22 protein-coding genes and 2 pseudogenes are annotated in these 21,380 nt (G+C 69.3%); 3 read left to right on the top strand and 21 right to left on the bottom strand.

Features of this window, described 5'->3' with window-relative positions; all coding sequences use genetic code 11:
• Positions 1–17: 17 nt before the first annotated feature.
• Positions 18–1,046 carry an NAD(P)-dependent alcohol dehydrogenase gene (locus tag IPG65_RS00980; RefSeq protein WP_293187449.1) on the top strand — a complete coding sequence of 343 codons (1,029 nt, stop codon included), beginning with the start codon at positions 18–20 and terminating at the stop codon, positions 1,044–1,046.
• A 125-nt stretch (positions 1,047–1,171) separates the two neighbouring features.
• Here IPG65_RS00980 and IPG65_RS00975 read toward each other — a convergent pair whose 3' ends face one another.
• Together IPG65_RS00975 and IPG65_RS00970 are read right to left on the bottom strand one after the other, a co-directional pair.
• Complete coding sequence (locus tag IPG65_RS00975) at positions 1,172–1,627, bottom strand: PIN domain-containing protein (RefSeq protein WP_293187448.1); 456 nt, start codon at positions 1,625–1,627, stop codon at positions 1,172–1,174.
• A complete protein-coding gene (locus tag IPG65_RS00970) occupies positions 1,599–1,838 on the bottom strand; it encodes a CopG family transcriptional regulator (RefSeq protein ID WP_293187447.1) in 240 nt (79 codons plus the stop codon). Before IPG65_RS00970 ends, IPG65_RS00975 begins: the two co-directional genes overlap by 29 nt.
• 376 nt (positions 1,839–2,214) lie before the next feature.
• Between IPG65_RS00970 and IPG65_RS00965 the strand changes: the two genes are divergently transcribed.
• The gene (locus IPG65_RS00965) at positions 2,215–2,475 is read left to right on the top strand and encodes a hypothetical protein (RefSeq protein ID WP_293187446.1); all 261 of its coding nucleotides are present in this window, start codon (positions 2,215–2,217) and stop codon (positions 2,473–2,475) included.
• 70 nt (positions 2,476–2,545) lie between these two features.
• Here IPG65_RS00965 and IPG65_RS00960 read toward each other — a convergent pair whose 3' ends face one another.
• From IPG65_RS00960 to IPG65_RS00935, 6 genes are read right to left on the bottom strand one after another with little or no spacing between them, the layout of a single operon-like run.
• Positions 2,546–3,715, bottom strand: a complete 1,170-nt coding sequence (locus tag IPG65_RS00960) for a CoA transferase (RefSeq protein WP_293187445.1) — start codon at positions 3,713–3,715, stop codon at positions 2,546–2,548.
• Between the two features lie 18 nt (positions 3,716–3,733).
• Positions 3,734–4,534 (bottom strand): enoyl-CoA hydratase/isomerase family protein, encoded by an 801-nt coding sequence (locus IPG65_RS00955; protein ID WP_293187444.1) that lies wholly within the window; start codon positions 4,532–4,534, stop codon positions 3,734–3,736.
• Entirely contained in the window at positions 4,531–5,661 is a 1,131-nt protein-coding gene (locus IPG65_RS00950) for an acyl-CoA dehydrogenase (RefSeq protein ID WP_293187442.1), read from the bottom strand. The genes IPG65_RS00955 and IPG65_RS00950 overlap by 4 nt, the downstream gene beginning before the upstream one ends.
• Positions 5,658–6,845 (bottom strand): acyl-CoA dehydrogenase family protein, encoded by a 1,188-nt coding sequence (locus IPG65_RS00945; RefSeq protein ID WP_293187441.1) that lies wholly within the window; start codon positions 6,843–6,845, stop codon positions 5,658–5,660. Before IPG65_RS00945 ends, IPG65_RS00950 begins: the two co-directional genes overlap by 4 nt.
• A 13-nt stretch (positions 6,846–6,858) precedes the next feature.
• On the bottom strand, positions 6,859–8,037 hold the full coding sequence (locus IPG65_RS00940; protein WP_293187440.1) for an acyl-CoA dehydrogenase family protein: 1,179 nt from the start codon (positions 8,035–8,037) through the stop codon (positions 6,859–6,861).
• Positions 8,034–8,999 carry a tripartite tricarboxylate transporter substrate binding protein gene (locus tag IPG65_RS00935; RefSeq protein ID WP_293187439.1) on the bottom strand — a complete coding sequence of 322 codons (966 nt, stop codon included), beginning with the start codon at positions 8,997–8,999 and terminating at the stop codon, positions 8,034–8,036. The genes IPG65_RS00940 and IPG65_RS00935 overlap by 4 nt, the downstream gene beginning before the upstream one ends.
• Before the next feature lie 167 nt (positions 9,000–9,166).
• On the opposite strand from IPG65_RS00935, the gene IPG65_RS00930 reads away from it, so the two are divergent.
• Positions 9,167–9,928 carry a GntR family transcriptional regulator gene (locus tag IPG65_RS00930; RefSeq protein ID WP_293187438.1) on the top strand — a complete coding sequence of 254 codons (762 nt, stop codon included), beginning with the start codon at positions 9,167–9,169 and terminating at the stop codon, positions 9,926–9,928.
• 205 nt (positions 9,929–10,133) lie between these two features.
• Here the strand turns inward: IPG65_RS00930 and hisD are convergent.
• From hisD to IPG65_RS00865, 13 genes and pseudogenes are all read right to left on the bottom strand, one after another.
• Positions 10,134–11,499 (bottom strand): annotated as a pseudogene (gene hisD, locus IPG65_RS00925) (histidinol dehydrogenase).
• Positions 11,496–12,146 carry an ATP phosphoribosyltransferase gene (hisG, locus tag IPG65_RS00920; RefSeq protein WP_293187437.1) on the bottom strand — a complete coding sequence of 217 codons (651 nt, stop codon included), beginning with the start codon at positions 12,144–12,146 and terminating at the stop codon, positions 11,496–11,498. The pseudogene hisD and the gene hisG overlap by 4 nt, the downstream one beginning before the upstream one ends.
• Positions 12,143–13,417 (bottom strand): UDP-N-acetylglucosamine 1-carboxyvinyltransferase, encoded by a 1,275-nt coding sequence (gene murA / locus IPG65_RS00915; RefSeq protein WP_293187436.1) that lies wholly within the window; start codon positions 13,415–13,417, stop codon positions 12,143–12,145. Before murA ends, hisG begins: the two co-directional genes overlap by 4 nt.
• Before the next feature lie 77 nt (positions 13,418–13,494).
• Positions 13,495–13,737: a BolA family protein gene (locus IPG65_RS00910; protein WP_293187434.1), complete on the bottom strand. Its 243-nt coding sequence runs from the start codon at positions 13,735–13,737 to the stop codon at positions 13,495–13,497.
• A 59-nt stretch (positions 13,738–13,796) separates the two neighbouring features.
• Complete coding sequence (locus IPG65_RS00905; protein WP_293187432.1) at positions 13,797–14,603, bottom strand: ABC transporter permease; 807 nt, start codon at positions 14,601–14,603, stop codon at positions 13,797–13,799.
• Positions 14,600–15,550, bottom strand: a complete 951-nt coding sequence (locus IPG65_RS00900; protein ID WP_293187430.1) for an ABC transporter ATP-binding protein — start codon at positions 15,548–15,550, stop codon at positions 14,600–14,602. Before IPG65_RS00900 ends, IPG65_RS00905 begins: the two co-directional genes overlap by 4 nt.
• A 49-nt stretch (positions 15,551–15,599) precedes the next feature.
• The gene (locus IPG65_RS00895) at positions 15,600–15,902 is read right to left on the bottom strand and encodes an STAS domain-containing protein (protein ID WP_293187428.1); all 303 of its coding nucleotides are present in this window, start codon (positions 15,900–15,902) and stop codon (positions 15,600–15,602) included.
• A 9-nt stretch (positions 15,903–15,911) separates the two neighbouring features.
• Positions 15,912–16,571 carry a phospholipid-binding protein MlaC gene (locus IPG65_RS00890; RefSeq protein ID WP_293187426.1) on the bottom strand — a complete coding sequence of 220 codons (660 nt, stop codon included), beginning with the start codon at positions 16,569–16,571 and terminating at the stop codon, positions 15,912–15,914.
• A gap of 93 nt (positions 16,572–16,664) precedes the next feature.
• Complete coding sequence (locus tag IPG65_RS00885; protein WP_293187424.1) at positions 16,665–17,432, bottom strand: VacJ family lipoprotein; 768 nt, start codon at positions 17,430–17,432, stop codon at positions 16,665–16,667.
• An 18-nt stretch (positions 17,433–17,450) separates the two neighbouring features.
• Positions 17,451–17,951 carry an outer membrane lipid asymmetry maintenance protein MlaD gene (gene mlaD, locus IPG65_RS00880; protein ID WP_293187422.1) on the bottom strand — a complete coding sequence of 167 codons (501 nt, stop codon included), beginning with the start codon at positions 17,949–17,951 and terminating at the stop codon, positions 17,451–17,453.
• A gap of 195 nt (positions 17,952–18,146) precedes the next feature.
• Positions 18,147–18,929, bottom strand: coding sequence for a lipid asymmetry maintenance ABC transporter permease subunit MlaE (gene mlaE / locus IPG65_RS00875; RefSeq protein WP_293187421.1), 783 nt, complete (start codon positions 18,927–18,929; stop codon positions 18,147–18,149).
• Positions 18,926–19,753, bottom strand: coding sequence for an ABC transporter ATP-binding protein (locus IPG65_RS00870; protein ID WP_293187420.1), 828 nt, complete (start codon positions 19,751–19,753; stop codon positions 18,926–18,928). Before IPG65_RS00870 ends, mlaE begins: the two co-directional genes overlap by 4 nt.
• 149 nt (positions 19,754–19,902) lie before the next feature.
• A pseudogene (locus IPG65_RS00865) lies at positions 19,903–21,379 on the bottom strand (glutamate synthase subunit beta).
• Position 21,380: the final 1 nt, after the last annotated feature.

Here is a 21,380-nt window from a genome sequence, read left to right as displayed (position 1 = left end):
GCAAACCAGGAGACCCCATGAAAGCCGTTCGCTACGTCCAGGCCGGGCGCCCGCCCGAGATCGTCGATCTCCCCACGCCCACGCCCGGCCCCGGCCAGGTGCTGCTGCGCGTGGCCGGCGCGGGGGTCTGCCATTCGGACCTGCACGTGCTCGACCACCCGATGTTCCCGCACGCCTTCACGCTGGGGCACGAGAACGCCGGCCACATCGCCGCGCTGGGCGAAGGCGTGGCGGGCTGGAAGGAAGGCGACGCCGTCGCCGTGTACGGCCCCTGGGGCTGCGGCCACTGCCACGCCTGCCAGGGCTCGGCCGAGAACTACTGCGAGCAGCACGCCAGCCTGCCCGTGATGGGCGGCGGGCTGGGCGCCGACGGCGGCATGGCCGAGTACATGATCGTGCCCTCGCCGCGCCTGCTGGTGCCGCTGGGCAAGCTCGACCCGGTGCAGGCCGCCCCGCTGTCCGACGCGGCGCTGACGCCCTACCACGCCATCAAGGCCGCCCTGCCCTGGCTGCGGCCGGGAGCCGACGTGGTGGTGATCGGCATCGGCGGGCTGGGCCACATGGCGGTGCAGTTGCTGAAGGCGCTGACGCCCGCGCGCCTGATCGCCTGCGACATCGACGAGGCCAAGCTGGCCCACGCCCGCGCGCTGGGCGCCGACCACACCGTGAACACGCGCGACGCCAAACAGGCCGCCGAGGCCCTCCGCGCCCTGGTCGGCGCGCGCGGCGCCGACGTGGCACTGGACTTCGTGGGCGCGCAGCCCACGGTGGATTTGTGCGCGCGCATCGTCGGCCGCGCCAGCCGCATCGCCGTCGTCGGGCTGGGCGGCGGCACGCTGCACTACGCGGCCAACCAACCGCCCTATGGCTGCGAGGTCAGCGTGCCGTACTGGGGCTCGCGCACGGAGCTGATGGAAGTCATCGCGCTGGCCGAGGCCGGCCGCATCCACGCCGAGGTGGAAGCCTTCCCGCTGGAGCAGGCCGTCGACGTCTACCAGCGCCTGCGCGAAGGCCGCATCCAGGGGCGGGCGGTGCTGATGCCCTGAAGTAAAACAGCCCGTTGTGCGTCATGCGTTTGGCGTTGGGCGTGAAAACGCAAAGCGCCAAACGCTCATGGGCAGCGCACTGCGCCCCCTTGCCGCATAGGGCCGCGCGCGGCAGCGGCCCGGCTTCAGGGCAAGGGCAGATTCAGGTCTGACGGCGAGCCGAGGAAAGGATTGACCACGGTGAGCGCGCCCAGTTGCCGCTGGTGCTGCAGATCTTCGGTCAGGAAATAACGGCAGCCCTGTTCCTGCGCGGCGGCCAGCATCAGGCAGTCCCAATAGCTGTAGCTCGTCTCGTCCTGTATCGCCCAGGCCCGATCCACGGTGGCACCGTCCACCATCAGCGGATGCCAGCTGCGATAACGCCGCACCAGGGCCCGCGCCTGCGCCACCGGCAGCTGCGGCGCCACGCGGCGCAAGTTGACATACCACTCGTGCAGCACCTGGCTGCTGATGCGCCCGGCCTGCGCCCGCCAGCACCACGCCAGCCACGCCGCCGCCAGCGCCTGCTTGTCCGGGTTGCGCGGGTCTTGCGCGTACAGCAGAACGTTGGTGTCAACGAAAACGGTCGAGGCGCTCGGCATAGATTTCGTCGCGCGAAAGATACAGTTGCTGAAAAGGCAGCGGCTCGAACTTCAGCGCATCCTGCATGGCCCGTTCGTAGGCATCGTCGTGCCGCATTTTCTCGGCCAGCATCTCGCCCACCAGCCGCGACACGCTGGTGCCCTGCCGGGCCGCCTCGACGCGCGCCCATTCGAGCACACCGTCATCGACAGTGATAGTGACGTTTTTCATGCCACCCAGATTACACGAATCTCGTGTTGCACGAAGTTCGTGTTGTCACACCCCCCGCTTTCGACAGTGCGTGCGGCGGCGTCATGCCAAAGCGCCGTCGAGACGATGGAAGCGATTGCCCGGGCCGAAGCCGGGCGGCATCCACAGTCGCCCGGATTTCAAGCCAAACATGCCGCAGGCCAGTGACGGCAAAGCGCCTGCAGCTACAAAAATTGACCACTGGCGCCGGTGCCTTCGGCCACCGAAAAAAGAGGTTCCGGCATGGGGGCCACCGACTCGGTTACCGCAGGGGGCGGCATCAGGACCGCCGCCGCGAGCGGGCTGGCGCGCACTGTACCGGCGCGGGCTGAACTGGGCCTTTACGCTGTTCACCACCGTGCGGCTGGTGGCCTACCTGCCCACGGTGTGGGCCATTCTGCAAAGCCGCGACTCGCGCCAGCATTCGCTGTGGACCTGGCTGATCTGGTTGGGCGCCCACCTGACCATGGCAGCCTGGATGTACGAACACGACAGCCAGCGCGTGGACGCCGCCATCGGCGTGAGCCTGGCCAACGCGGCGGCCTGCGGGCTGACGACGGCGGTGATCCTGTGGTTCCGGCGAGGCGGGTGGACGCGGGCGATGATTGCTATATATTAAATAGCTTCAATCGCTTTATTCACGCTGGCCAGAGGCCTTTTTTATATCAAAATTGGCCAGCCAACCGCCTCTATCCCCCCAGTTCCGCCAACACCTGCTCGGTATGCTCACCCAGTGCCGGCAAGCGCGCCGGTTGGCGCCGGATTCCGTCTAGGTTGACGGGCAGGCCCGGCAGGCTGATGGGCGCCCGGCCGGCCGCGTGCACGTCCACGAAGAGGTCGGCGCTGACGCCGGCGTGACCGGCGCGGACCTGCGACATGTCGCGTATGGTGCCGGCGACGATGCCGCCCTCGGCCAGCATGTCCACCAGGGCGTCGGCGTCGAAGTGGCTGAGCGCCTTGGCCAAGGTGTCCATCAGCTCGGCGCGATGGCTCACCCGGGCGTGGTTGGTGGCGAAGCGCGGGTCTTGTGCCAGTTCCGGCTGTCCGATGGTGCGGCAAAGGCGCACGAAGTGCTCATCCATGTAGGCTGAAAGCACGATGGTGCCGTCGCGCGTATGGATCAGGTCGGCGGCCGGCGCGGACGTCGGCTGGCCGTTGCCGCGGCGCAGGGGCATGCGGCCGAACTGGCGGTATTCCGTCCACGCGTTCGCCAATGCCGACACCGCCACGTCGATCAACGACAGGTCCACCAGCGCGCCGCGCCCCGTGACGCCGCGGCGCACCAGGGCGGCCAGCACGCCGGTCGTCAGGGTGTGTGCAGCCAGGGTATCCACCACCGTGAAGCCGACGCGCACCGGATCGCGGTCGGCCTCGCCGTTCAGGCTCATCATGCCGCTTTCCGCCTGGGCCGCGATGTCGAACCCGGCGCGGATGCTGGCCGGGCCGGTCTGGCCGAAAGCGCTGACGCGGCCGTAGATCAAGCGCGGCGCCTCGGCGGTCAGCTGATCGGCCCCCAGGCCCAGTTTTTCGAGCGCACCGGGCCGGGTGTTGGCCAGCACCACGTCCGCGCCGAGCGCCAGGCGCCTGGCGGACGCCTGCTGCTCGGGGCGGCGCAGGTCCAGCACGACGGAGCGCTTGCCCCGGTTGTAGGCGCTGAACATGGGGCCGTAGTCGTCACCCGTCCAGCCCACCCTGCGCGAGGCGTCGCCGCCCGGCGGCTCGACCTTGATGACGTCGGCGCCCAGGTCGGCCAGCGTCTGGCCGGCGGCGGGCGCGGCGATGTACTGGCCCAGTTCCACCACGCGCAAGCCCCGCAGGGGGGGCGCGGCGGCTTCGGGATTCTCCTGGCTGGTCGTCATCGGCCTGTTCCTCCTGGCTCACTCATCGCCACGCCCGAACCGCGGCGCACGCTTTTCAAAGAAGGCGGCGGCGCCTTCCTTGAAATCGTCGCTGGCGAACAGGCCCGGCGCGTTGTCGAGCTGGAACCCGAGCGCCTGCTCCATCGACATGGGCGCTTGCCTGAGCCCGGTCTTGATGCGCCCGAAGGAGCGGACGGGGCCTTGCGCGATGCGCCGCGCCAGTTGCCGCGCCAGCGGCAGCGCGCTGCCTTCGGCCACGTATTCGTCGGCCAGGCCGATCGACACCGCTTCGCTGCCCCTCACTTCGCCGGCCCACAGCATGAGGCGGCGCGCCTGCGGGATGCCGACGCGTGCCGGCAGCGACCAGAACAGGGCCGCGTCGGGCATGGCGCCCACCCGGGCAAAGGCGCAGCAGAACACCGCGCTCTGCCCGGCCACCACCACGTCGCACGCGGCGGCCAGGCCCAGGCCGGCGCCGTAGGCGGGGCCGTCCACCGCGGCCACGATCAGCTTGTCGGACAGGGCGATGCGGCGGTACAGCCAGGCGTTGCGCGTCATGCGTGTGCGCACGTCGTCCTCGCTGCCGGCGGCCAACTGGCGCAGGTCGCCGCCCGAGCAAAAGGCGCCGCCGGCCCCGGTGATAACGGCGGCGCGCAGGCTCGAATCCTGCTCCAGCGCGTCGAAACCGGCCATCAGGCCCTCGTAGATGCCCGGCGACTGCAGCGAGTTGCGATTTTTCGGTGCGTTGAGGGTGAGCTGGATCACGCCCTCCAGGCGCTCGACGAGGACGGCGTCTTGCGGCGCGGCGGTGGCATTCATGCGTCGACTCCCAGGGACAGGTGGGCCAGGCGATCGGCGTGGTCGGGACCACTGCCGTAGAGATCGGCCGCCAGCGCGAGGCGGCGCACGTATTCGCCCAGCACGTACTCTTCGGTCATGCCGATGGCGCCGTGAAGCTGTAGAGCCTCTTCCCAGGTGTGGCGGGCCACCTGGCCCGTGCGCAGGCCGAGCGCGGCGACGTGGCGGGGCGACGGGGCAGCGGCGGCTTGCAGGCACAAGGCGCGCGTTTCCTGAATCTCGACATACAAATCCACCAGCCGGTGCTGCACGACCTGGTTCTGCCCCAGCGCGCGGCCAAACTGGCGCCGCGTGCGCACGTAGTCCAAGGTGATGTCGAAAGCCGCCTGCGCGGCGCCCAGCGTCTCCGCGCCATGCGCCACGCGGCCTCGGTCCATCACTGGGTTCAGCAGGGCGAGCATGTCGGCGGCCGGGCCTTCTCGCAGCAGCGTCGCGGCGGCATCGTCCAGGCGCAAGTCGGCGGCGTGCCGTCCGTCGTACAGGCGCTGGTTGCCGAGCGCGAGGCCGCTTGCATCCGCCTCCAGCAGGAACAACCCCATGCGGGAGGCGTCGCCGGCAAGTTGCGCCGTGACCAGCAGCGCGTCGGCGCCACCGGCGCCGGGCATCAAGCCCTTGCTTCCTGAAAGCCGCCAGGTCTCGCCCTGGCGGATGGCCCGTGCGGAGAGGGCGCGCAGCGTGGCGTCGCCGTCGGGCTCCCAGGCGGCCCACACCACGCGGCGCTCGCCCGTGGCAAGCGCCGGAAGCCAGCGTTCGCGCACAGGGCCCTCGGCGACGCGATCCAGCAGGCCGCTGCCCAGCACCGCGCTCGCCACGAAGGGCTCGACCAGCAATGCGCGGCCCAGTTGCTCGGCCAGCAGGCACTGTTCCGGCAGCCCAGCCCCCAGGCCGCCGTCGGCTTCCGGCAACGCGATGCCCAGCCAGCCGAGTTCGGCCAGCGCACGCCAGCGCTCCGGCGGGCATCCCGTCGCATGCCCGGACGCCAGGGCGCGCTGCGCCGGCGTGCATGCGCGCTCCGCCCAGCGGCGCGCGCTGTCGACCAGCATCTGCTGCATCTCGGTGTCGGCGTTCAGTGAGGGTGTTTCGGTCATAGCGCGAGCACCTGCTTGGCGATGATGTTGTGCTGAATCTCGCTCGTGCCGCCGGCGATGGTGTAACCGCGCGCCAGGAACCGCCGGGATGACGCCGTGCCCGCCAGCGCGTCTTGCGGCGCGGCATCGGCCGCGCCGGCCAGCCACGGCGGAGACAGTGGCATGGCCTCGGGGCCGAGGGCGTCCACGATCAATTCTTCCCAGAGCTGGATCAAGCGGCTGCCGCGCATCTTGAGCATCGACACCTCGGCCCCCAGCCGCTCGCCGGCCGCCTGGCGCGCCACGAAACGTGCCGCGTTGGCTTCCAGCGCGATCAGGCGCGATTCAAGCTCGGCGAAGCGCTCGCGGAACCAGGGTAGATCGGCCACCCGGCGGCCGCCGCGCCGGCGCGACAGCGCGATCTCGCGCACGCGGGCCATGCGGCGCTTGTTCTCTCCGATGCGCGCCAGCTTGAGCCGCTCGAACTCCAGCAGCGACTTGGCGACGGTCCAGCCTTGGTTTTCCTCGCCGATGCGCTGATCGACCGGGACGCGCACGTTGTCGAAGAACACTTCGCAAAACACCGGCCAGCCGTGGATGCCGACGATCGGCCGCACGGTGATGCCGGGCGAGCTCATCTCGGCCAACAGGAAGCTGATGCCCTCTTGCGGCTTGCCACCCCGCTCGGTGCGCACCAGCACGAAGAGCCAGTCGGCGTACTGCGCATAGGAGGTCCAGATCTTGGAGCCATTGACGACGTAGTCGTCGCCCTCGCGCTCGGCGCGCGTCGCCAGCCCGGCCAGGTCGGAGCCGGCATTGGGCTCCGAGTAGCCCTGGCACCACCACTGGCGCCCGGAGGCAATGGCCGGCAGGAAGCGCTGCTGCTGATCGGCGCTGCCGTAGCGCATCAGCACCGGGCCGATCATGTCGAAAGTGATGCTGCTCAGCTCGGGCGCGCCGCCCAGGGCCATTTCTTCGTCGAAAACCATCTGCTGCGCGACCGTCCAGCCACGCCCGCCCCATTGAACGGGCCAGTGCGGCACCAGGACGCCCGCGGCCGCCAGCCGCTCGTGCCAGCCGATCAGTTGGGGCGGCGTGGGCTGCTGGCCCTGGCGAACGGTTTGGCGCAGATCGGGCGGCAGTTGTTCGCGCACGAACTGCCGCACGTCCTGGCGGAACTGATCGAGATCCGTCGTAGTGAACATGCTTGTCTCCCTGTCAGGCCGCCAGCCCATGGTTCAGCGCACGGCGGGCGATGGCCGCGCGGTGCACTTCCGACGCGCCGTCGTAGATGCGGAACGGCCGCAGCATGCGCAGAATCATGGACACCGGGATGTCCTCTGAAACGCCCAGCGCCCCGCACATCTGCACCGCGGAATCGGCCACCTGGTAAACGGCTTCGGCAACGAATACCTTGGCCATGGACGAGTGATGGCGAATGGATTCGCCCGCGTCGAGCCGGCGCGCCACGTCCAGGGTCATCTGCCTGGCGGCATACAGCTGGATGTGCGCGTCCGCCACCATGGCCTGCACCATCTGGTGATCGGCCAGCTTGACGCCCTGCGATTCGCGTCGGCAGGCGTACTCTTGCGCGATGCCCATCGCGCGCGACGCCAGCCCGATGTAGCGCATGCAGTGGAACAGTCGCGCGCCTTCCAGCCGCAGCTGCGAATGCGCGAGACCCTTGCCCTCCTCGCCGATCAGTGCGTCGGCCGGTACATGCAGGTCCTGGAGCAGTATCTCGGCGTGCCCGCCCATGTCGAAGGGCTCCATGGTGGGGATATCGCGCACGATCCGAAAACCCGGCGTGTCCACGTCCACCAGGAACCACGAGGAGCCGGATTCAGTACGGGCCACGACGATGGCGAAATCCGCGCGCATGGCCCCCGAGATGAACCACTTGTGTCCGTCGATCACCCAGCCGTCGGGGGTTCGGCGCGCGGAGGTGGCGAGCATGCGGGGGTCGGAGCCGACGCCGGGCGCCGGCTCCGTCATGGCGAAGCAGGAGGCGCGCTCGCCGCGCATCAGCGGCAGCAGGTAGCGCTCGCGCTGGGCCGGGCTGGCCAGGCTTTCAAGCGCGAACACGTCCGGCTGTGTCGGCGGCGCGCAGCGCAGCGCCAGGGGGCCCAGAAAGCTGCGGCCGGCCTGTTCCAGGTAGGCGCAGCATTCCGTCCAGGACAGCGCCAGGCCCCCGTCTTCGCGCCGGCCACGGGGCGCGCCCAGGCCGCGCGCCTGGGCCAGCGCCTGCAAATCCCGGGCGATGCGGCGTGTCTCGTCGCCGTCCTGGGCCGTCTCCAGGTTTTCACGCGGGATGACCTCGGTGTCGATGAAATCGCGAAGGTTGTCGATCAAGGCTGCGTACGCGTCGCCCGAGCGCGTGCTGGCCAGATGCTTCATTTGGAGATCACTTTCACGGCCCTGGCCCACTGCTCGGCATCCTTGGCGAGAAAAGCCGAAAAGTCCTTGGTGCCCAGGAAAGCCTCTTCCCCACCGGCGGCGGTCAGGCGCTGCTTGACTTCGGCCGTGGCGCAAGCCTGCCGCATGGCCGCCTCCAGGATGTGGATCACCTCCGGCGGTGTTCCGGCCGGCGCGTGCAGTCCATACCAGGAGAGCACGGTGGCCCCGGGATAGCCGGCTTCCGCGATGGTCGGCACGTCGGGCAGTTGGGGCGAGCGCGTGCTGCTCATGTTGGCCAGGGCGCGCAATTTCCCTCCGTGGACTTGCGGGTGGGCCACCGAGGAAGGCAACACCGTCATGGCAACCAGGCCGTTGATCAGGTCGGGCACCGAAGGCGGCGCGCCCTTGTACATCACCGGGTCCAGGTGGATGCCCGCCTCGTGCGCGAACAATTCGTTGGAAATTTGCTGCGGCGTGCCGTTGCCGCCGTTGGCGTATCGCAGCGTCTTGGCCGACTTCTTGGCCATCTCGACGAATTCCTTCACGGTGCGGGCGGGCGAGGTGGCCGGCACCACGAAATAGCTGGGCGAGAGGGCGAATCGTCCCACCGGGGTGAATTGCTTGGGCGACCAGCGCAGGTTGTTTTCCAGCAGCGGGGCCGTGTTCATGAAACTGGCCGACACGATCAGGGTGTAACCGTCCGGAGCGGCCAGGGAAGCCGCTTCGGCGGCAATGCTGCCGCTGGCGCCGGGCTTGGGCTCCACCACGATGGGCGCCTTCAGCACTTCGGACATGGTCTGCGTCATGGCGCGTGTCTGCACGTCCACGACCCCGCCGGCCGCGTAGGGCACCAGGATCTTGATGGGCTTTGAAGGATAGGCATCCGCGGCATGGGCTGATGCGGCCAGGGTTGTCATGGCGCCGAGGGCGGCCAGGGTCCGGAACAGGTACCGACGGTTCATCGAATGTCTCCTTGAGGTGAAGGGATGCGCCGGTTGGGGATATCCACCGGCTTTTCTTGTCACCTGTCATGATAGGTCGATTTCGAGCTCGGATCAATACCTGATATGACAGGCTGGCTCGACGCTAAACTGCACCCATTCCCACCCGGCATGTCCCAAAGGCGCTCATGACCCACCTCAACGACCGCGCGCGCTCCGGCGCCGATGCGCCGGCCGCGGCGGCACGGCCTCTTTTCGCGCAGATCAAGGCGCGCCTGCGTCAGGACATCCTCGAAAAGCGTCTGCCGGCGGGCCAGAAGCTGCCCTCCGAAGCGCAGATGCAGCAGGCCTTTGGCGTCAGCCGGATCACGGTGCGGCAAGCGCTGAACGAACTGCAGGCCGAGGGTCTGATCGAGACCCTCAACGGCAAAGGCAGTTTCGTCACCCGCCCCGCCGATGCGCCGCGCCTGGGCATGCTCGCGGGGTTCAACGAAATACTGCGCACCCACGGCCGCGCGGGCGCTGGACACACGCTCAGCACGCGCACCGGCCCGGCCCCGGTCCGAGCGGCCCGGGCGCTCAAGCTGGCGCCCGGTGCTCCCGTGTCCGTCGTGCGCACGCTGCGCACGATCGACGGCGTGCCGGCCGCCTTCGTCCACACCTTCTACGAACCCACCCTGGGCCGCGACATCCTGGCCCAGCGGCTGGCGCAGGAAGACGCCATGACCCTGCTTGAAGAGGATCTGGACTTCCGGCTGGACCGCACGCAGATCTCCGCCACCGCGGTGAAAGCCGGGAGGATCCGCGGCTTGCTGCTGGGCGTTCCCGCCGACGCGCCCCTGCTGTACATGCGCTTCGTTCCCTATGACCTGACGGGACTTGCGCTGCTGTATTCCGACGTGTATTTCCGGCCGGACCAGTTCACGTACCGAGTGATGGTGCGGCGGTAACTCCCCGCTCTCCCCATCTGCATGCCCCAGCGAGTACACCCCCACAGCCGGCGGCGACAGGGGCTATTTCACCGAGTGGGCGGACGCCCATGCGCGGCTCGCCGAAAGCTACATATTTGATAGCTTCAGACGCTTTATTCGCGCTGGCTAAAGGCCTTTTTTATTCCAAAACAGACGAACGGCGGCGGATCTTCTGGCGCCGCGCTCATTTCAACCGCATCTCCGCCGCGCGCGCATGCGCCTGCAGACCCTCGCCATGCGCCAGCACGCTGGCGATGCGGCCCAGCGCCTGGACGCCCCGCGCGCTCACCTCGATCAGGCTGCTGCGCTTCTGGAAGTCGTACACCGACAGCGGCGACGAGAAGCGCGCCGTGCCGCTGGTGGGCAGCACGTGGTTGGGGCCGGCGCAGTAATCGCCCAGCGATTCGCTGGTGTAGGCGCCCAGGAAGATGGCGCCGGCGTGGCGCAGCAGCGGCTCCCAGCGGCGCGGGTCGCGGCTGCTCACTTCCAGGTGTTCGGGGGCGATGCGGTTGGCGATGGCGCAGGCTTCTTCCATGTCCTTGGTGAGGATCAGCGCGCCGCGCCCGGTCAGGCTCTTGGCGATGATTTCGGCGCGCGGCATGTCGGGCAGCAGGCGGTCGATGGCGGCCTGCACGGCGTCGATGTAGGCGGCGTCGGGGCACAGCAGGATGGACTGCGCCAGCTCGTCGTGCTCGGCCTGCGCTGAACAGATCCATCGCCACCCAGTCGGGCGGCGTGCTGCCGTCGGCCAGCACCAGGATCTCGCTCGGCCCGGCGATCATGTCGATGCCGACTTGGCCGAACACGCGCTTCTTGGCGCTGGCCACGTAGGCATTGCCGGGGCCGGTGATCTTGTCCACCTTGGGGATCGTGGCGGTGCCGTAGGCCAGCGCGCCGATGGCCTGCGCGCCGCCGATGGTGAAGGCGCGCGTGACGCCGGCCACGTGGGCGGCGGCCAGCACCAACTCATTGCGCTCGCCCCCCGCCGCCGTGGCCGTGCCCGTGCCGCCCGTGGCCACGCTGCCGCGCACGGGCGTGGGCATGACCATGATGATTTCCGCCACACCGGCCACGTGCGCGGGAATGGCATTCATCAGCAAGCTGGACGGGTAAGCCGCCTTGCCGCCCGGCACGTAGATGCCCACGCGGTCCAGCGGCGTGACCTTCTGGCCCAGCAAGGTGCCATCTTCGTCGCGGTAGGTCGCCGTTTCGCCGCCCTGCGTTTTTTGCCATTCGTGGTATCGGCGAATGCGCGCGGCGGCGGCCTGCAGCGCCTCGCGCTGATCGGCGGGCAGGCCGTCAAAGGCGACTTTCAGCTCATCGGCCTTCAACTCCAGCGCGGCCATGTCGGGCGCCTGCACGCCGTCGAAGCGCGCGGTGTATTCCAGCACCGCCACGTCGCCGCGCGCACGCACGTCGGCCAGGATGTCGGCCACGCGCTGCTCGATGGCGGCGTCGGTGTCGGCGGACCAGTGCAGGCGCTGGGCGAAATCTTGCTCGAAGTCGGCACGGGCCGTGGACAGTCTTGCGGGAGCAGCTATCAATTTCATACTGATTCGGCCTGCGGCACGGCAGCGGCAAACGCGTCGATGATGCGGCGAATGCCGTCGGTCTTGAGCTTGAGCGCGGCCTGGTTGACGACCAGGCGGGCGCTGATGTCCATGACGTGCTCGACCTCGACCAGGTGGTTGGCCTTGAGCGTCTTGCCGGTGCTGACCAGGTCGACGATGGCGTCGGCCAGGCCGGTGAGCGGGGCCAGCTCCATGCTGCCGTAGAGCTTGATCAGATCGACGTGCACGCCCTTGTCGGCGAAGAACTCGCGCGCGATGGCGGTGTACTTGGTGGCCACGGTGATGCGGCTGCCCTGGCGCACGGCGCGGGCGTAGTCGAAGCCGGCGGGCGCGGCCACGGCCATGTGGCACCTGGCGATGCGCAAATCGAGCGGCTGGTACAGGCCGGCGCCGCCGTGCTCGATGAGCACGTCCTTGCCGGTCACGCCCAGGTCGGCGCCGCCGTATTCGACGTAGGTGGGCACGTCGCTGGCGCGCACCAGCACCACGCGCACGCCGGGCTGGCTGGTGGGCAGGATGAGCTTGCGCGAGGTTTCGGGGTCTTCCGTGACCTCGATGCCGGCGGCGGCCAGCAACGGCAGGGTCTCGTCGAAGATGCGGCCTTTGGAGAGGGCGAGGGTAATCATGAGATGCGCTCGATGTCGGCCCCGATGCCGCGCAGCTTGTCTTCCATCTGGTCGTAGCCGCGGTCGAGGTGGTAGATGCGGTCCACCAGCGTCTCGCCGTCGGCCACCAGGCCGGCGATGACCAGGCTGGCGGAGGCGCGCAGGTCGGTGGCCATGACGGTGGCGCCGGACAGGCGCGGCACGCCCTCGATCAGGGCCGCGCGGCCGTCCACATGGATCTGGGCGCCCAGGCGCACCAGCTCGTTGACGTGCATGAAGCGGTTCTCGAAGATGGTCTCGGTGACCATGCTGGAGCCGGCGGCCACGCAGTTGAGGGCCATGAACTGCGCCTGCATGTCGGTGGGGAAGCCGGGGTACTCGGTGGTGCGGAAGGTCTGCGCCTTCAGCGCCCGGCCGCCGGGGCTGGCCACGCGAAGGCCGTCCGGCGCGGGCTCGACGGTGGCGCCGGCCTCGCGCAGCTTGTCGATCACCGCGTCCAGGTGGTCGGCGCGCGCGTGGCGCAGCGTCGCGTCGCCGCCGACGGCGGCCACGGCGCACAGGAAGGTGCCGGCCTCGATGCGGTCGGCCACCACTTCGTGGGTGCAGCCGTGCAGGCGCGCCGCGCCCTGGATGCGGATGCGGCTGGTGCCGTGGCCGTCGATGCGCGCGCCCATCTTGATGAGCATCTCGGCCAGGTCGGTGATCTCGGGCTCCTGGGCGGCGTTCTCCAGCACGGTCTCGCCCTCGGCCAGGCAGGCGGCCATGAGCAGGTTCTCGGTGCCGGTGACGGTGACCATGTCGGTGGTGACGCGCGCGCCCCGCAGGCGGGTGCGGCCCGGCGGCAGGCTGGCCACCATGTAGCCGTGCTCCACCACGATGTCGGCGCCCATGGCCTGCAGGCCCTTGATGTGCTGGTCCACCGGCCGCGAGCCGATGGCGCAGCCGCCGGGCAGCGACACCCGGGCGCGGCCGAAGCGCGCCAGCAGCGGCCCCAGGGCCAGCACCGAGGCGCGCATGGTCTTGACCAGCTCGTAGGGCGCCTCGGGGTTGAGGGTATCGGGCGCCTGGAACGACATGCCGCCGCGCTCGCCATGCGTCTCGGTCGCCACGCCCATGTGGCCCAGCAGCCGGCGCATGGTGCGCACGTCGTGCAGGCGCGGCACGTTGGCCAGGTGCACCGGCTCGCCGGTGAGCAGGGCGGCGCACATCTCGGGCAGGGCGGCGTTCTTGGCGCCGGAGATGTCGACCTCGCCCCTGAGCGGGCGGCCGCCGCGGATCAGCAGTTTGTCCATGGTTGGCGGGGTTTATGAATCAAGTTGGCCATCAGCCCGCACCAAATATGCACAGGCAGCTATCAAATAAATAGTAATCACGTGCGCCGCGCGGCCCATTCGGTGGGCGTCAGGGTCTTCATCGACAGCGCGTGCACCTCGTCGGACTGCAGGCGCTGGCCGAGCGTGGCGTATACGCGCTGGTGGCGGGCGATGGGGCGCTGGCCCTCGAACTCGGCCGAGACGATGGTGGCGAACCAGTGGCGCCCGTCGCCCTCGACGTCGAGGTGCTCGCACGCCAGGCCGGCGGCGATGAGTTGCTTGAGTTGGTCGGCGGTCATTGTTTTGCGTTGCGCGTTTGGCGTGGGGCGTGGTGGATTTCTCGCTCCACGCTCCACGCTCAACTTCTGAGTTTGTAGCCGGTCTTCAGCAGGTGCTGCGTCAACGCGGCCAGCACCAGCAGGCTGCCCCCCGCGATGGCCAGGCTGAGCCAGGGCGAGACGTCGCTGACGCCGAAGAAGCCGTAGCGGAACCCGTCGATCATGTAGAAGAACGGATTGAGGTGGCTCAAGCCCTGCCACACGCCGGGCAGCGAGTGGATGGAATAGAACACGCCGGCCAGGAAGGTCATGGGCATGACGATGAAGTTCTGGAACGTGGCCATCTGGTCGAACTTGTCGGCCCACAGCCCGGCCAGCAGGCCCAGCACGCCCATCAGCCCCGCGCCCAGCAGGGCGAAGACGACGATCCACAGCGGGGCGGCGGCGCGCGGCGGCGCGTACAGCAGCGTCACCAGGTACACGCCCAGCCCCACCAGCAGCCCGCGCGCAATGGCCGCGCCCACGTAGGCGACGAACCAGTGCCAGGCCGACAGGGGCGTGAGCAGCTGGAACACCAGGTTGCCCATGATCTTGCTCTGCACCAGGCTGGAGGCGCTGTTGGCGAAGGCGTTCTGCAGCACGCTCATCATCACCAGGCCGGGCACCAGGAAGGCGACGTAGCCGACGCCGGGGTAGACCTCCACGCGGCCGCTGAGCACGTGGCCGAAGATCATCAGGTACAGCACGGCCGTGAGCACCGGCGCGGCGATGGTCTGGAAGGCGACGCGCCAGAAGCGCAGCACCTCCTTCTTCAGCAGCATCTTCCAGCCGTCGTTGGTGGCCGGCGCCGCCTGCAGGCGGGGGGCCAAGGCGCTGGCCTGCTTCATCGCGCGACCTCCACGGCGGCGGGCGCGTCGGCGCCCTGCCCGGCCATGAGCTGGATGAACACGTCCTCCAGGTCGGCCTTGCGGATCTCGATGTCCTCCACCGCCACGGCGGCCTCGCGCAGCGCGGCCAGGTGGCGCTCGATCTCGGCCGGGTCGTGCGCGGGCAGCTCCACGATGCGGCCGGTGACGCGCGCCTGCACCGCCAGCGGCCCGGGCAGCGCGCTGTCGGTCTTGAAGTGCAGCACGTTGGCGGTGGCGTTGGCCAGCAGCGTGCTGGTGCGCTCCAGCGCGATCACCCGGCCCTGCTTGAGCATGGCGATGCGCTGGCACAGCGCCTCGGCCTCTTCGAGGTAGTGGGTGGTCAGCAGCACGGTGTGGCCCTGCCGGTTGAGGTTGGCGACGAACTGCCACAGCGTCTGGCGCAGCTCCACGTCCACGCCGGCGGTGGGCTCGTCCAGCACGATGACGGGCGGCTTGTGCACCAGCGCCTGCGCCACCAGCACGCGGCGCTTCATGCCGCCGGAGAGCTGGCGCATGTTGGCACCGGCCTTGTCGAGCAGCCCCAGGCCGGCCAGCAGTTCGTCGATCCAGTCGCCGTTGCCGTGCAAGCCGAAGTAGCCGGACTGGAAGCGCAGCGCCTCGCGCACGGTGAAGAAGGGATCGAACACCAGTTCCTGCGGCACGATGCCCAGGTGGCGGCGCGCCTGCGCGTAGTCGGCCTGCACGTCGAAACCGTGCACCAGCACACGGCCGGCGCTGGCGCGGGCCAGCCCCGCCAGAATGGAGATCAGCGTGGTCTTGCCGGCGCCGTTGGGGCCGAGCAGGCCGAAGAATTCGCCCTCTTCGATGTCGAAGCTGACGTTGTCGAGGGCCTGGAGGGGACGGGAGCCCGGCTTGCCGGAGGCCGCGTAGACCTTGGAAACCGATTGGAAGGAGATCGCGGGCATGAAGCCCGCCATTGTACGTTTTCGAGGGTTTTCGAGCGGCTGCGGGGCCTCAGGACGCGGCCAGCACCGCGTCGGCCGCCGCCGCCGGGGCGGGCAGCAGAGCGCCGACGCCGTACAGACCCGCCAGCTCGCGCAGGCGCGGCGCCAGCCCGTGCACCGCGAAGCCCTTGCCGTCATGCAGGCATTCGCGCCGCACCGCCAGCAGCACCGCCAGCGCCGACGAATCGAAGCGCGCCAGCGGCGTGGCATCGACCAGCACCTGCGTGTCCGTCTCGGCCCGGGCGGCCTTCAGCAGCAGGTCCAGGCAGGCGGTGGCCTGGGCGTGCGTCAACTCGACGGGAAGCACCAGCACGGCGAGCGCTCAGTTTTTGCCGTTGGCGGCGAGGTTGGTTTTGTTGCGCTCGGCCAGCGCACCGATCAGCGCGTCGATGCCGCCGGTGTTGATCTGCTGCGCGAACTGCGGGCGGTAGTTGTCGACCAGCCACACGCCCAGCACGTTCAGGTCGTAGATTTTCCAGCCGGTGCCCTGGCCGGGGGTGCGCTCCATGCGGTAGTCGAGCTGCACCGGGTCGCCCTTGCCCTTGACCAGCGTGCGCACCACCACTTCCTTGTCGTCCGCGCCGGCACGCATCGGCCGGACCTCGACGGTCTGGTCGCCGACCTGCCGGAGCGCGCCGGCGTAGGTACGCACCAGCAGGGACTTGAACTCCTGCTGCAGCTTCTGACGCTGCTCGGGCGTGGCCTTGCGCCAGCCGGGGCCGGTGGCCGAGGCGGTCATGCGCGTGAAGTTCACGTTGGGCATGATCTTGGTGTCCACCACCGCCATCACGCGGTCGATGTCGCCGTTCTGGATCGCCTTGTCGGAGCGGATGATCTGCAGCACCTCGCTGGACAGGCGCTGCACCATGGCGTCGGGCGCCTCCTCGGCGGCGCGCGCCCAGGGCGCGGCGGCCAGGGCAAGCGCGCCCAGCGCGGCGGCGACGGTGGATTTGACGAGGAAACGGCGGTAGGGCTGGTTCATGCGAATGGCTTTCTCCCGGCGCGACGCGCGCCGTCCGGGATTTGGAATGCCTGAGGGCACCCCGGTTCCCCCAGGGTGTTACAAGTTGCGCGCCTACTTGGGCGCGCCTTCGGGCGCGGCGCCCTCCTCCAGGTCGTAGCGCTCCTCGTCCGACGGCGGGTTGCCGTCGTGGACGTCGTTGCGCCGCTTCTGCAGGTAGGCATCGCGCTTGAAGGTGTAGGGGTCGAGCGCGGCCGAGTCGAGCAACTCGCCCGCCTCCAGCAGCCTGGCGCGGGTGTCGATGGCCTGCAGGCCGATCAGCGAGTTGCGCACCGATACATCGTTCACGTGGCCGAGCGGCTGGCCGTAGAAGTCCACCGGCAGCGCCACCGAATCGCGCAGCGTGGACGGCCCCAGCAGGGGCAGCACGAAGTACGGCCCCGCGCCCACGCCCCAGTGGCCCAGGGTCTGGCCGAAGTCCTCGCGGTGGCGATCCAGCCGCATCTCGGTGGCCGGGTCGAGCACGCCGCCCAGGCCGATGGTGGTGTTGATCACCACACGCCAGAAGGAGTGCAGCGCGCCCTCGGGCTTGGCCTGCAGCACGTTGTTGACGAAGGACCAGGCGTCGCTCAGGTTGCCGAAGAAATTGCCCACGCCGGTGCGCACGGGCTGCGGCAGCACTTCCTTGTAGGCGGTGGCGACGGGCTTGATGACGGCGCCATCCACCGCGTCGTTGAACCTCGTCATGGAGCGGTTGTAGCCCTCCCACGGATCGCGCGGATCGGGGTTGGCCACGGTGGCGCAGCCCGCCAGCAGGGCCAGCGCCAGCCCGACGGCCAGTGCGCCGGTGCGCCGCGGCGCGTTCGCGAAAAGCATGTTCATCGACATTCGATCTTCTTCTTACTTGGCCCTGCCCGGCGCCTTGCCGCCCGCGCCGGGGGACGCGTTGCCGGCCGCGCTGTTGTAGAGGAACTGGCTGATCAGGTTCTCCAGCACCACGGCCGATTGGGTGGCGGTCACATTATCGCCGGCCGCCAGGTTGGCATCGTCGGCGCCGGCCTCGACGCCGACGTACTGCTCGCCCAGCAACCCGCTGGTGAGGATCTTCAGCGAACTGTCCTTGGGAAAGTGAAAGCGCGCGTCCATGTCCAGCGCGATCTTCGCCTGGTAGCGCTCGTCGTCGAAGCCGATCTCGGCCACGCGCCCGACCACCACGCCGGCGCTCTTGACCGCCGCCTTGGGCTTGAGGCCGCCGATGTTGTCGAAATGCGCCGTCACGCGGTAGCTGGACTGCCAGCTCAGCGTCAGCAGGTTGGCCGACTGCAGCGCCAGGAACACCAGCGCCGCCAGCCCCAGCATCACGAACAGGCCGACCCAGACATCGTTCTTGCTGCGTCCCATGGTGATCACCTTCCCGGATTGAACTTCACGAACTGAAAAATCGATGGCCCCGCACCCCAACCCAGGAATCCGGAGGCCGCGGAGCAGGCCAGGCCAGGGGCCGCCGTGGACGGGCTTTGCCCGGCCGCTGGCGGCGCCCCCTCGAGGGGGGAGGAGGAACAACGCGCAGCGTGTGGAGCCTGGGAGTGGGCCATGTCAATACGTAAACATCAGCGCTGTCAGGATGAAGTCCAATCCCAGCACCATCAGCGAAGCCATCACCACCGTGCGCGTGGTGGCGCGCGCCACGCCGTCGGCGGTGGGCTTGGCCACGTAGCCCTGCAGCAGCGCGACGAAGGTCACCGCCACGCCGAACACCAGGCTCTTGAGCACGCCATTGCCCAGGTCGGCCCACACGTCGACGCCGCCCTGCATCTGGCTCCAGAACGCGCCGGGATCGACGCCGATCATGAGCACGCTGACGATCCAGCCGCCCATGATGCCGACGGCGTTGAACACGGCGGCAAGCAGCGGCATGACGATCACGCCGGCCCAGAAGCGCGGCGCGATGATGCGCTGCACCGGGTCCACGGCCATCATCTCCATGGCCGAGAACTGCTCGCCCGACTTCATCAGCCCGATCTCGGCCGTGAGCGAGGTGCCGGCGCGGCCGGCGAACAGCAGCGCCGTCACCACCGGCCCCAGCTCGCGCAGCAGCGACAGCGCCACCATCAGGCCCACCGCCTCGGACGAGCCGTAGCGCTGCAGGATGTTGTAGCCCTGCAGCGCCAGCACGAAGCCGACGAACAGGCCTGACACCGTGATGATGGCCAGCGAGTAGTTGCCCAGGAAGTGGATCTGGTCGCGCACCAGCCCGAAGCGCCGGAAGGTGGGTCCGAACAGCCCCACCAGCCGCCCAAAGAAGCGCGCCGCGTAGCCCGTGTCGGCCAGTTTCGAGCGCACGGCAAAACCGACGTCGGCGGGATGCCACCAGCTCATGCGGTCTCTACCCCGAAGTCCTGCTCCACCGTCGGGCCGGGGTGGTGGAAGCGCACCGGCCCCTCCACGTCCAGGCCGATGAACTGGCGGATCAGCGGGTCGGCGCTGGCGCGCACCTCGGCCGGCGTGCCGCGCACCGCGACCTTGCCGTCGGCCAGGATCACCACCTGGTCGGCGATGGAGAAGGTCTCGGCCACGTCGTGCGACACCACGATGCTGGTGATGCCCAGCGCGTCGTTGAGCTGGCGGATCAGCCGCGCCGAGGTGTTCATCGAGATCGGATCGAGCCCGGCGAAGGGCTCGTCGTACATCACCAGCTCGGGGTCGAGCGCGATCGCCCGCGCCAGCGCCACGCGCCGCGCCATGCCGCCCGACACCTGCGCCGGCATCAGGTCGCGCGCGCCGCGCAGGCCCACGGCGTCCAGCTTCATCAGCACGATGTCGCGGATCAGCGCCTCGGGCAGGTTGGTGTGCTCGCGCAGCGGGAAGGCCACGTTGTCGAACACCGTCAGGTCGGTGAACAGCGCGCCGAACTGGAACAGCATGCCCATGCGGCGCCGCGCGGCGTAGAGCTGGCGCTCGTCCATCGCGCCCACGTCCTGGCCGCCCACCAGCACCTGCCCGGCCTGCGCGCGCTGCTGCCCGCCGATCAAGCGCAGCACCGTGGTCTTGCCGCCGCCGGAGGCGCCCATGAGCGCCGTCACCCGGCCGCGCGGCACGGCCAGCGACAGGTTGGCCAGCACCGGGCGATCGCCGTACCCGAAGGTGACGTCGCGCAGTTCGACCAGGGCATCGCCCTGGGGGGCGGCTGAAGGGCTGGACATGGAGGCCATCTTAAAAAAACAAGCCGGCATCAAGCCGGCCTGGGAGATGAACGGATTTTAGCCAGCGGGCGCCAAAGCCTGTAACACTACTATTTCAGGAGCTTTTGACGCAAAATCCATGCGGGCTGGAGTCCGATTCGGCTTGAAGTTCAGCGCGGCAGGTCGCTCGATCCCATCAGGTACTCGTCCACCGCGCGCGCCGCCTGCCGGCCTTCGCGGATGGCCCAGACGACCAGGCTCTGCCCGCGCCGCATGTCGCCGGCCGCGAACACCTTGGCCGTGCTGGTGGCGTAGCCGCCGCTGAACTCGGTGGTGGCCTTGGCGTTGCCGCGCGCGTCCTTGGCCACGCCGAAGGCATCGAGCACGCTGGCCACCGGGTTGGTGAAGCCCATGGCCAGCAGCACCAGGTCGGCCGGCCACTCCTTGTCGGTGCCGGGCACCTCGACCAGCTTGCCGTCCTTGAACTCGATCTGCGCGGTCCGCAGCGCCCTGACCTGGCCCTTCTCGCCCACGAATTCCTTGGTGGAGATGGCGAACTCGCGAACCGCAGCCTTCCTCGTGGCTGGAGCTGGTGCGCAGCTTGATGGGCCAGTAGGGCCACACCAGCGGCTTGTTCTCCTCTTCGGGCGGCATGGGCATGACCTCGAACTGGGTCACGCTCTTGGCGCCGTGGCGGTTGCTGGTGCCCACGCAGTCGCTGCCGGTGTCGCCGCCACCGATGACGATGACGTGCTTGCCCTTGGCCGAGATCGCATCCTTCACCTGGTCGCCCGCATTGGCGCGGTTCTGCTGCGGCAGCAGCTCCATGGCGAAGTGGATGCCGTCCAGCTCGCGCCCCGGCACGGGCAGGTCGCGCGAGTGCTCGGCACCGCCGGTGAGCAGCACGGCGTCGAAGTCCTGCGTGAGCTGCGCGGCGGACACCGTCTCTTGCGCCAGGTTGGTGACCTTGGCGCCCGGGCCCTCGCCCGGCATGCCGCCCACCAGCACGCCGGTGCGGAAGGCGACGCCCTCGGCCTGCATCTGCGCCACGCGGCGGTCGATGTGCGACTTGTCGAGCTTGAAGTCGGGGATGCCGTAGCGCAGCAGGCCGCCGATGCGGTCGTTCTTCTCGAGCACGGTGACGTCGTGGCCGGCGCGCGCCAGTTGCTGCGCCGCCGCCATGCCGGCGGGGCCGGAGCCGACCACGGCGACCTTCTTGCCGGTGCGGTGCGCGGCCGGGCGCGGCGCGACCCAGCCCTCGTCCCAGGCGCGGTCGATGATGGCGTGCTCGATCGACTTGATGCCGATGGGATCGTTGTTGATGTTCAGCACGCAGGCGGCCTCGCAGGGCGCGGGGCAGATGCGGCCGGTGAACTCGGGGAAGTTGTTGGTGGAGTCGAGCACCGCGAAGGCATTCTTCCAGTCGCCGCGGTACACCAGGTCGTTGAAGTCCGGGATGATGTTGTGGACCGGACAGCCGTTGTTGCAGAACGGCGTGCCGCAGTCCATGCAGCGCGCGCCTTGCAGGCGCGCTTGCGCCTCGTCCAGGCCGATGACGAATTCCTTGTAGTGCCGCACGCGCTCGGCGACGGGCGCGTAGCCCTCTTCCACGCGCTCGAATTCCAGAAAGCCGGTGACTTTACCCATG

Source organism: Ottowia sp., from assembly GCF_016703145.1.
GTDB lineage: Bacteria > Pseudomonadota > Gammaproteobacteria > Burkholderiales > Burkholderiaceae_C > Ottowia.
Note: the sequence above shows the minus strand (reverse complement) of the source record. Positions and strands in the feature narration are given on the sequence as shown.

Excerpts from the sequence above, each read along its gene's own strand:
- IPG65_RS00890 (WP_293187426.1), bottom strand. The coding sequence starts at position 16,571 with ATGAACCAGCCCTACCGCCGTTTCCTCGTCAAATCCACCGTCGCCGCC.
- IPG65_RS00940 (WP_293187440.1), bottom strand. The coding sequence starts at position 8,037 with ATGAAGCATCTGGCCAGCACGCGCTCGGGCGACGCGTACGCAGCCTTG.
- mlaD (WP_293187422.1), bottom strand. The coding sequence starts at position 17,951 with ATGGGACGCAGCAAGAACGATGTCTGGGTCGGCCTGTTCGTGATGCTG.
- IPG65_RS00955 (WP_293187444.1), bottom strand. The coding sequence starts at position 4,534 with ATGAATGCCACCGCCGCGCCGCAAGACGCCGTCCTCGTCGAGCGCCTG.
- IPG65_RS00905 (WP_293187432.1), bottom strand. The coding sequence starts at position 14,603 with ATGAAGCAGGCCAGCGCCTTGGCCCCCCGCCTGCAGGCGGCGCCGGCC.
- IPG65_RS00930 (WP_293187438.1), top strand. The coding sequence starts at position 9,167 with ATGACCCACCTCAACGACCGCGCGCGCTCCGGCGCCGATGCGCCGGCC.
- IPG65_RS00870 (WP_293187420.1), bottom strand. The coding sequence starts at position 19,753 with ATGTCCAGCCCTTCAGCCGCCCCCCAGGGCGATGCCCTGGTCGAACTG.
- mlaE (WP_293187421.1), bottom strand. The coding sequence starts at position 18,929 with ATGAGCTGGTGGCATCCCGCCGACGTCGGTTTTGCCGTGCGCTCGAAA.
- murA (WP_293187436.1), bottom strand. The coding sequence starts at position 13,417 with ATGGACAAACTGCTGATCCGCGGCGGCCGCCCGCTCAGGGGCGAGGTC.
- IPG65_RS00900 (WP_293187430.1), bottom strand. The coding sequence starts at position 15,550 with ATGCCCGCGATCTCCTTCCAATCGGTTTCCAAGGTCTACGCGGCCTCC.
- IPG65_RS00945 (WP_293187441.1), bottom strand. The coding sequence starts at position 6,845 with ATGTTCACTACGACGGATCTCGATCAGTTCCGCCAGGACGTGCGGCAG.
- IPG65_RS00960 (WP_293187445.1), bottom strand. The coding sequence starts at position 3,715 with ATGACGACCAGCCAGGAGAATCCCGAAGCCGCCGCGCCCCCCCTGCGG.
- IPG65_RS00950 (WP_293187442.1), bottom strand. The coding sequence starts at position 5,661 with ATGACCGAAACACCCTCACTGAACGCCGACACCGAGATGCAGCAGATG.
- IPG65_RS00975 (WP_293187448.1), bottom strand. The coding sequence starts at position 1,627 with ATGCCGAGCGCCTCGACCGTTTTCGTTGACACCAACGTTCTGCTGTAC.
- IPG65_RS00885 (WP_293187424.1), bottom strand. The coding sequence starts at position 17,432 with ATGAACATGCTTTTCGCGAACGCGCCGCGGCGCACCGGCGCACTGGCC.
- IPG65_RS00910 (WP_293187434.1), bottom strand. The coding sequence starts at position 13,737 with ATGACCGCCGACCAACTCAAGCAACTCATCGCCGCCGGCCTGGCGTGC.
- IPG65_RS00970 (WP_293187447.1), bottom strand. The coding sequence starts at position 1,838 with ATGAAAAACGTCACTATCACTGTCGATGACGGTGTGCTCGAATGGGCG.
- IPG65_RS00980 (WP_293187449.1), top strand. The coding sequence starts at position 18 with ATGAAAGCCGTTCGCTACGTCCAGGCCGGGCGCCCGCCCGAGATCGTC.
- IPG65_RS00935 (WP_293187439.1), bottom strand. The coding sequence starts at position 8,999 with ATGAACCGTCGGTACCTGTTCCGGACCCTGGCCGCCCTCGGCGCCATG.
- hisG (WP_293187437.1), bottom strand. The coding sequence starts at position 12,146 with ATGATTACCCTCGCCCTCTCCAAAGGCCGCATCTTCGACGAGACCCTG.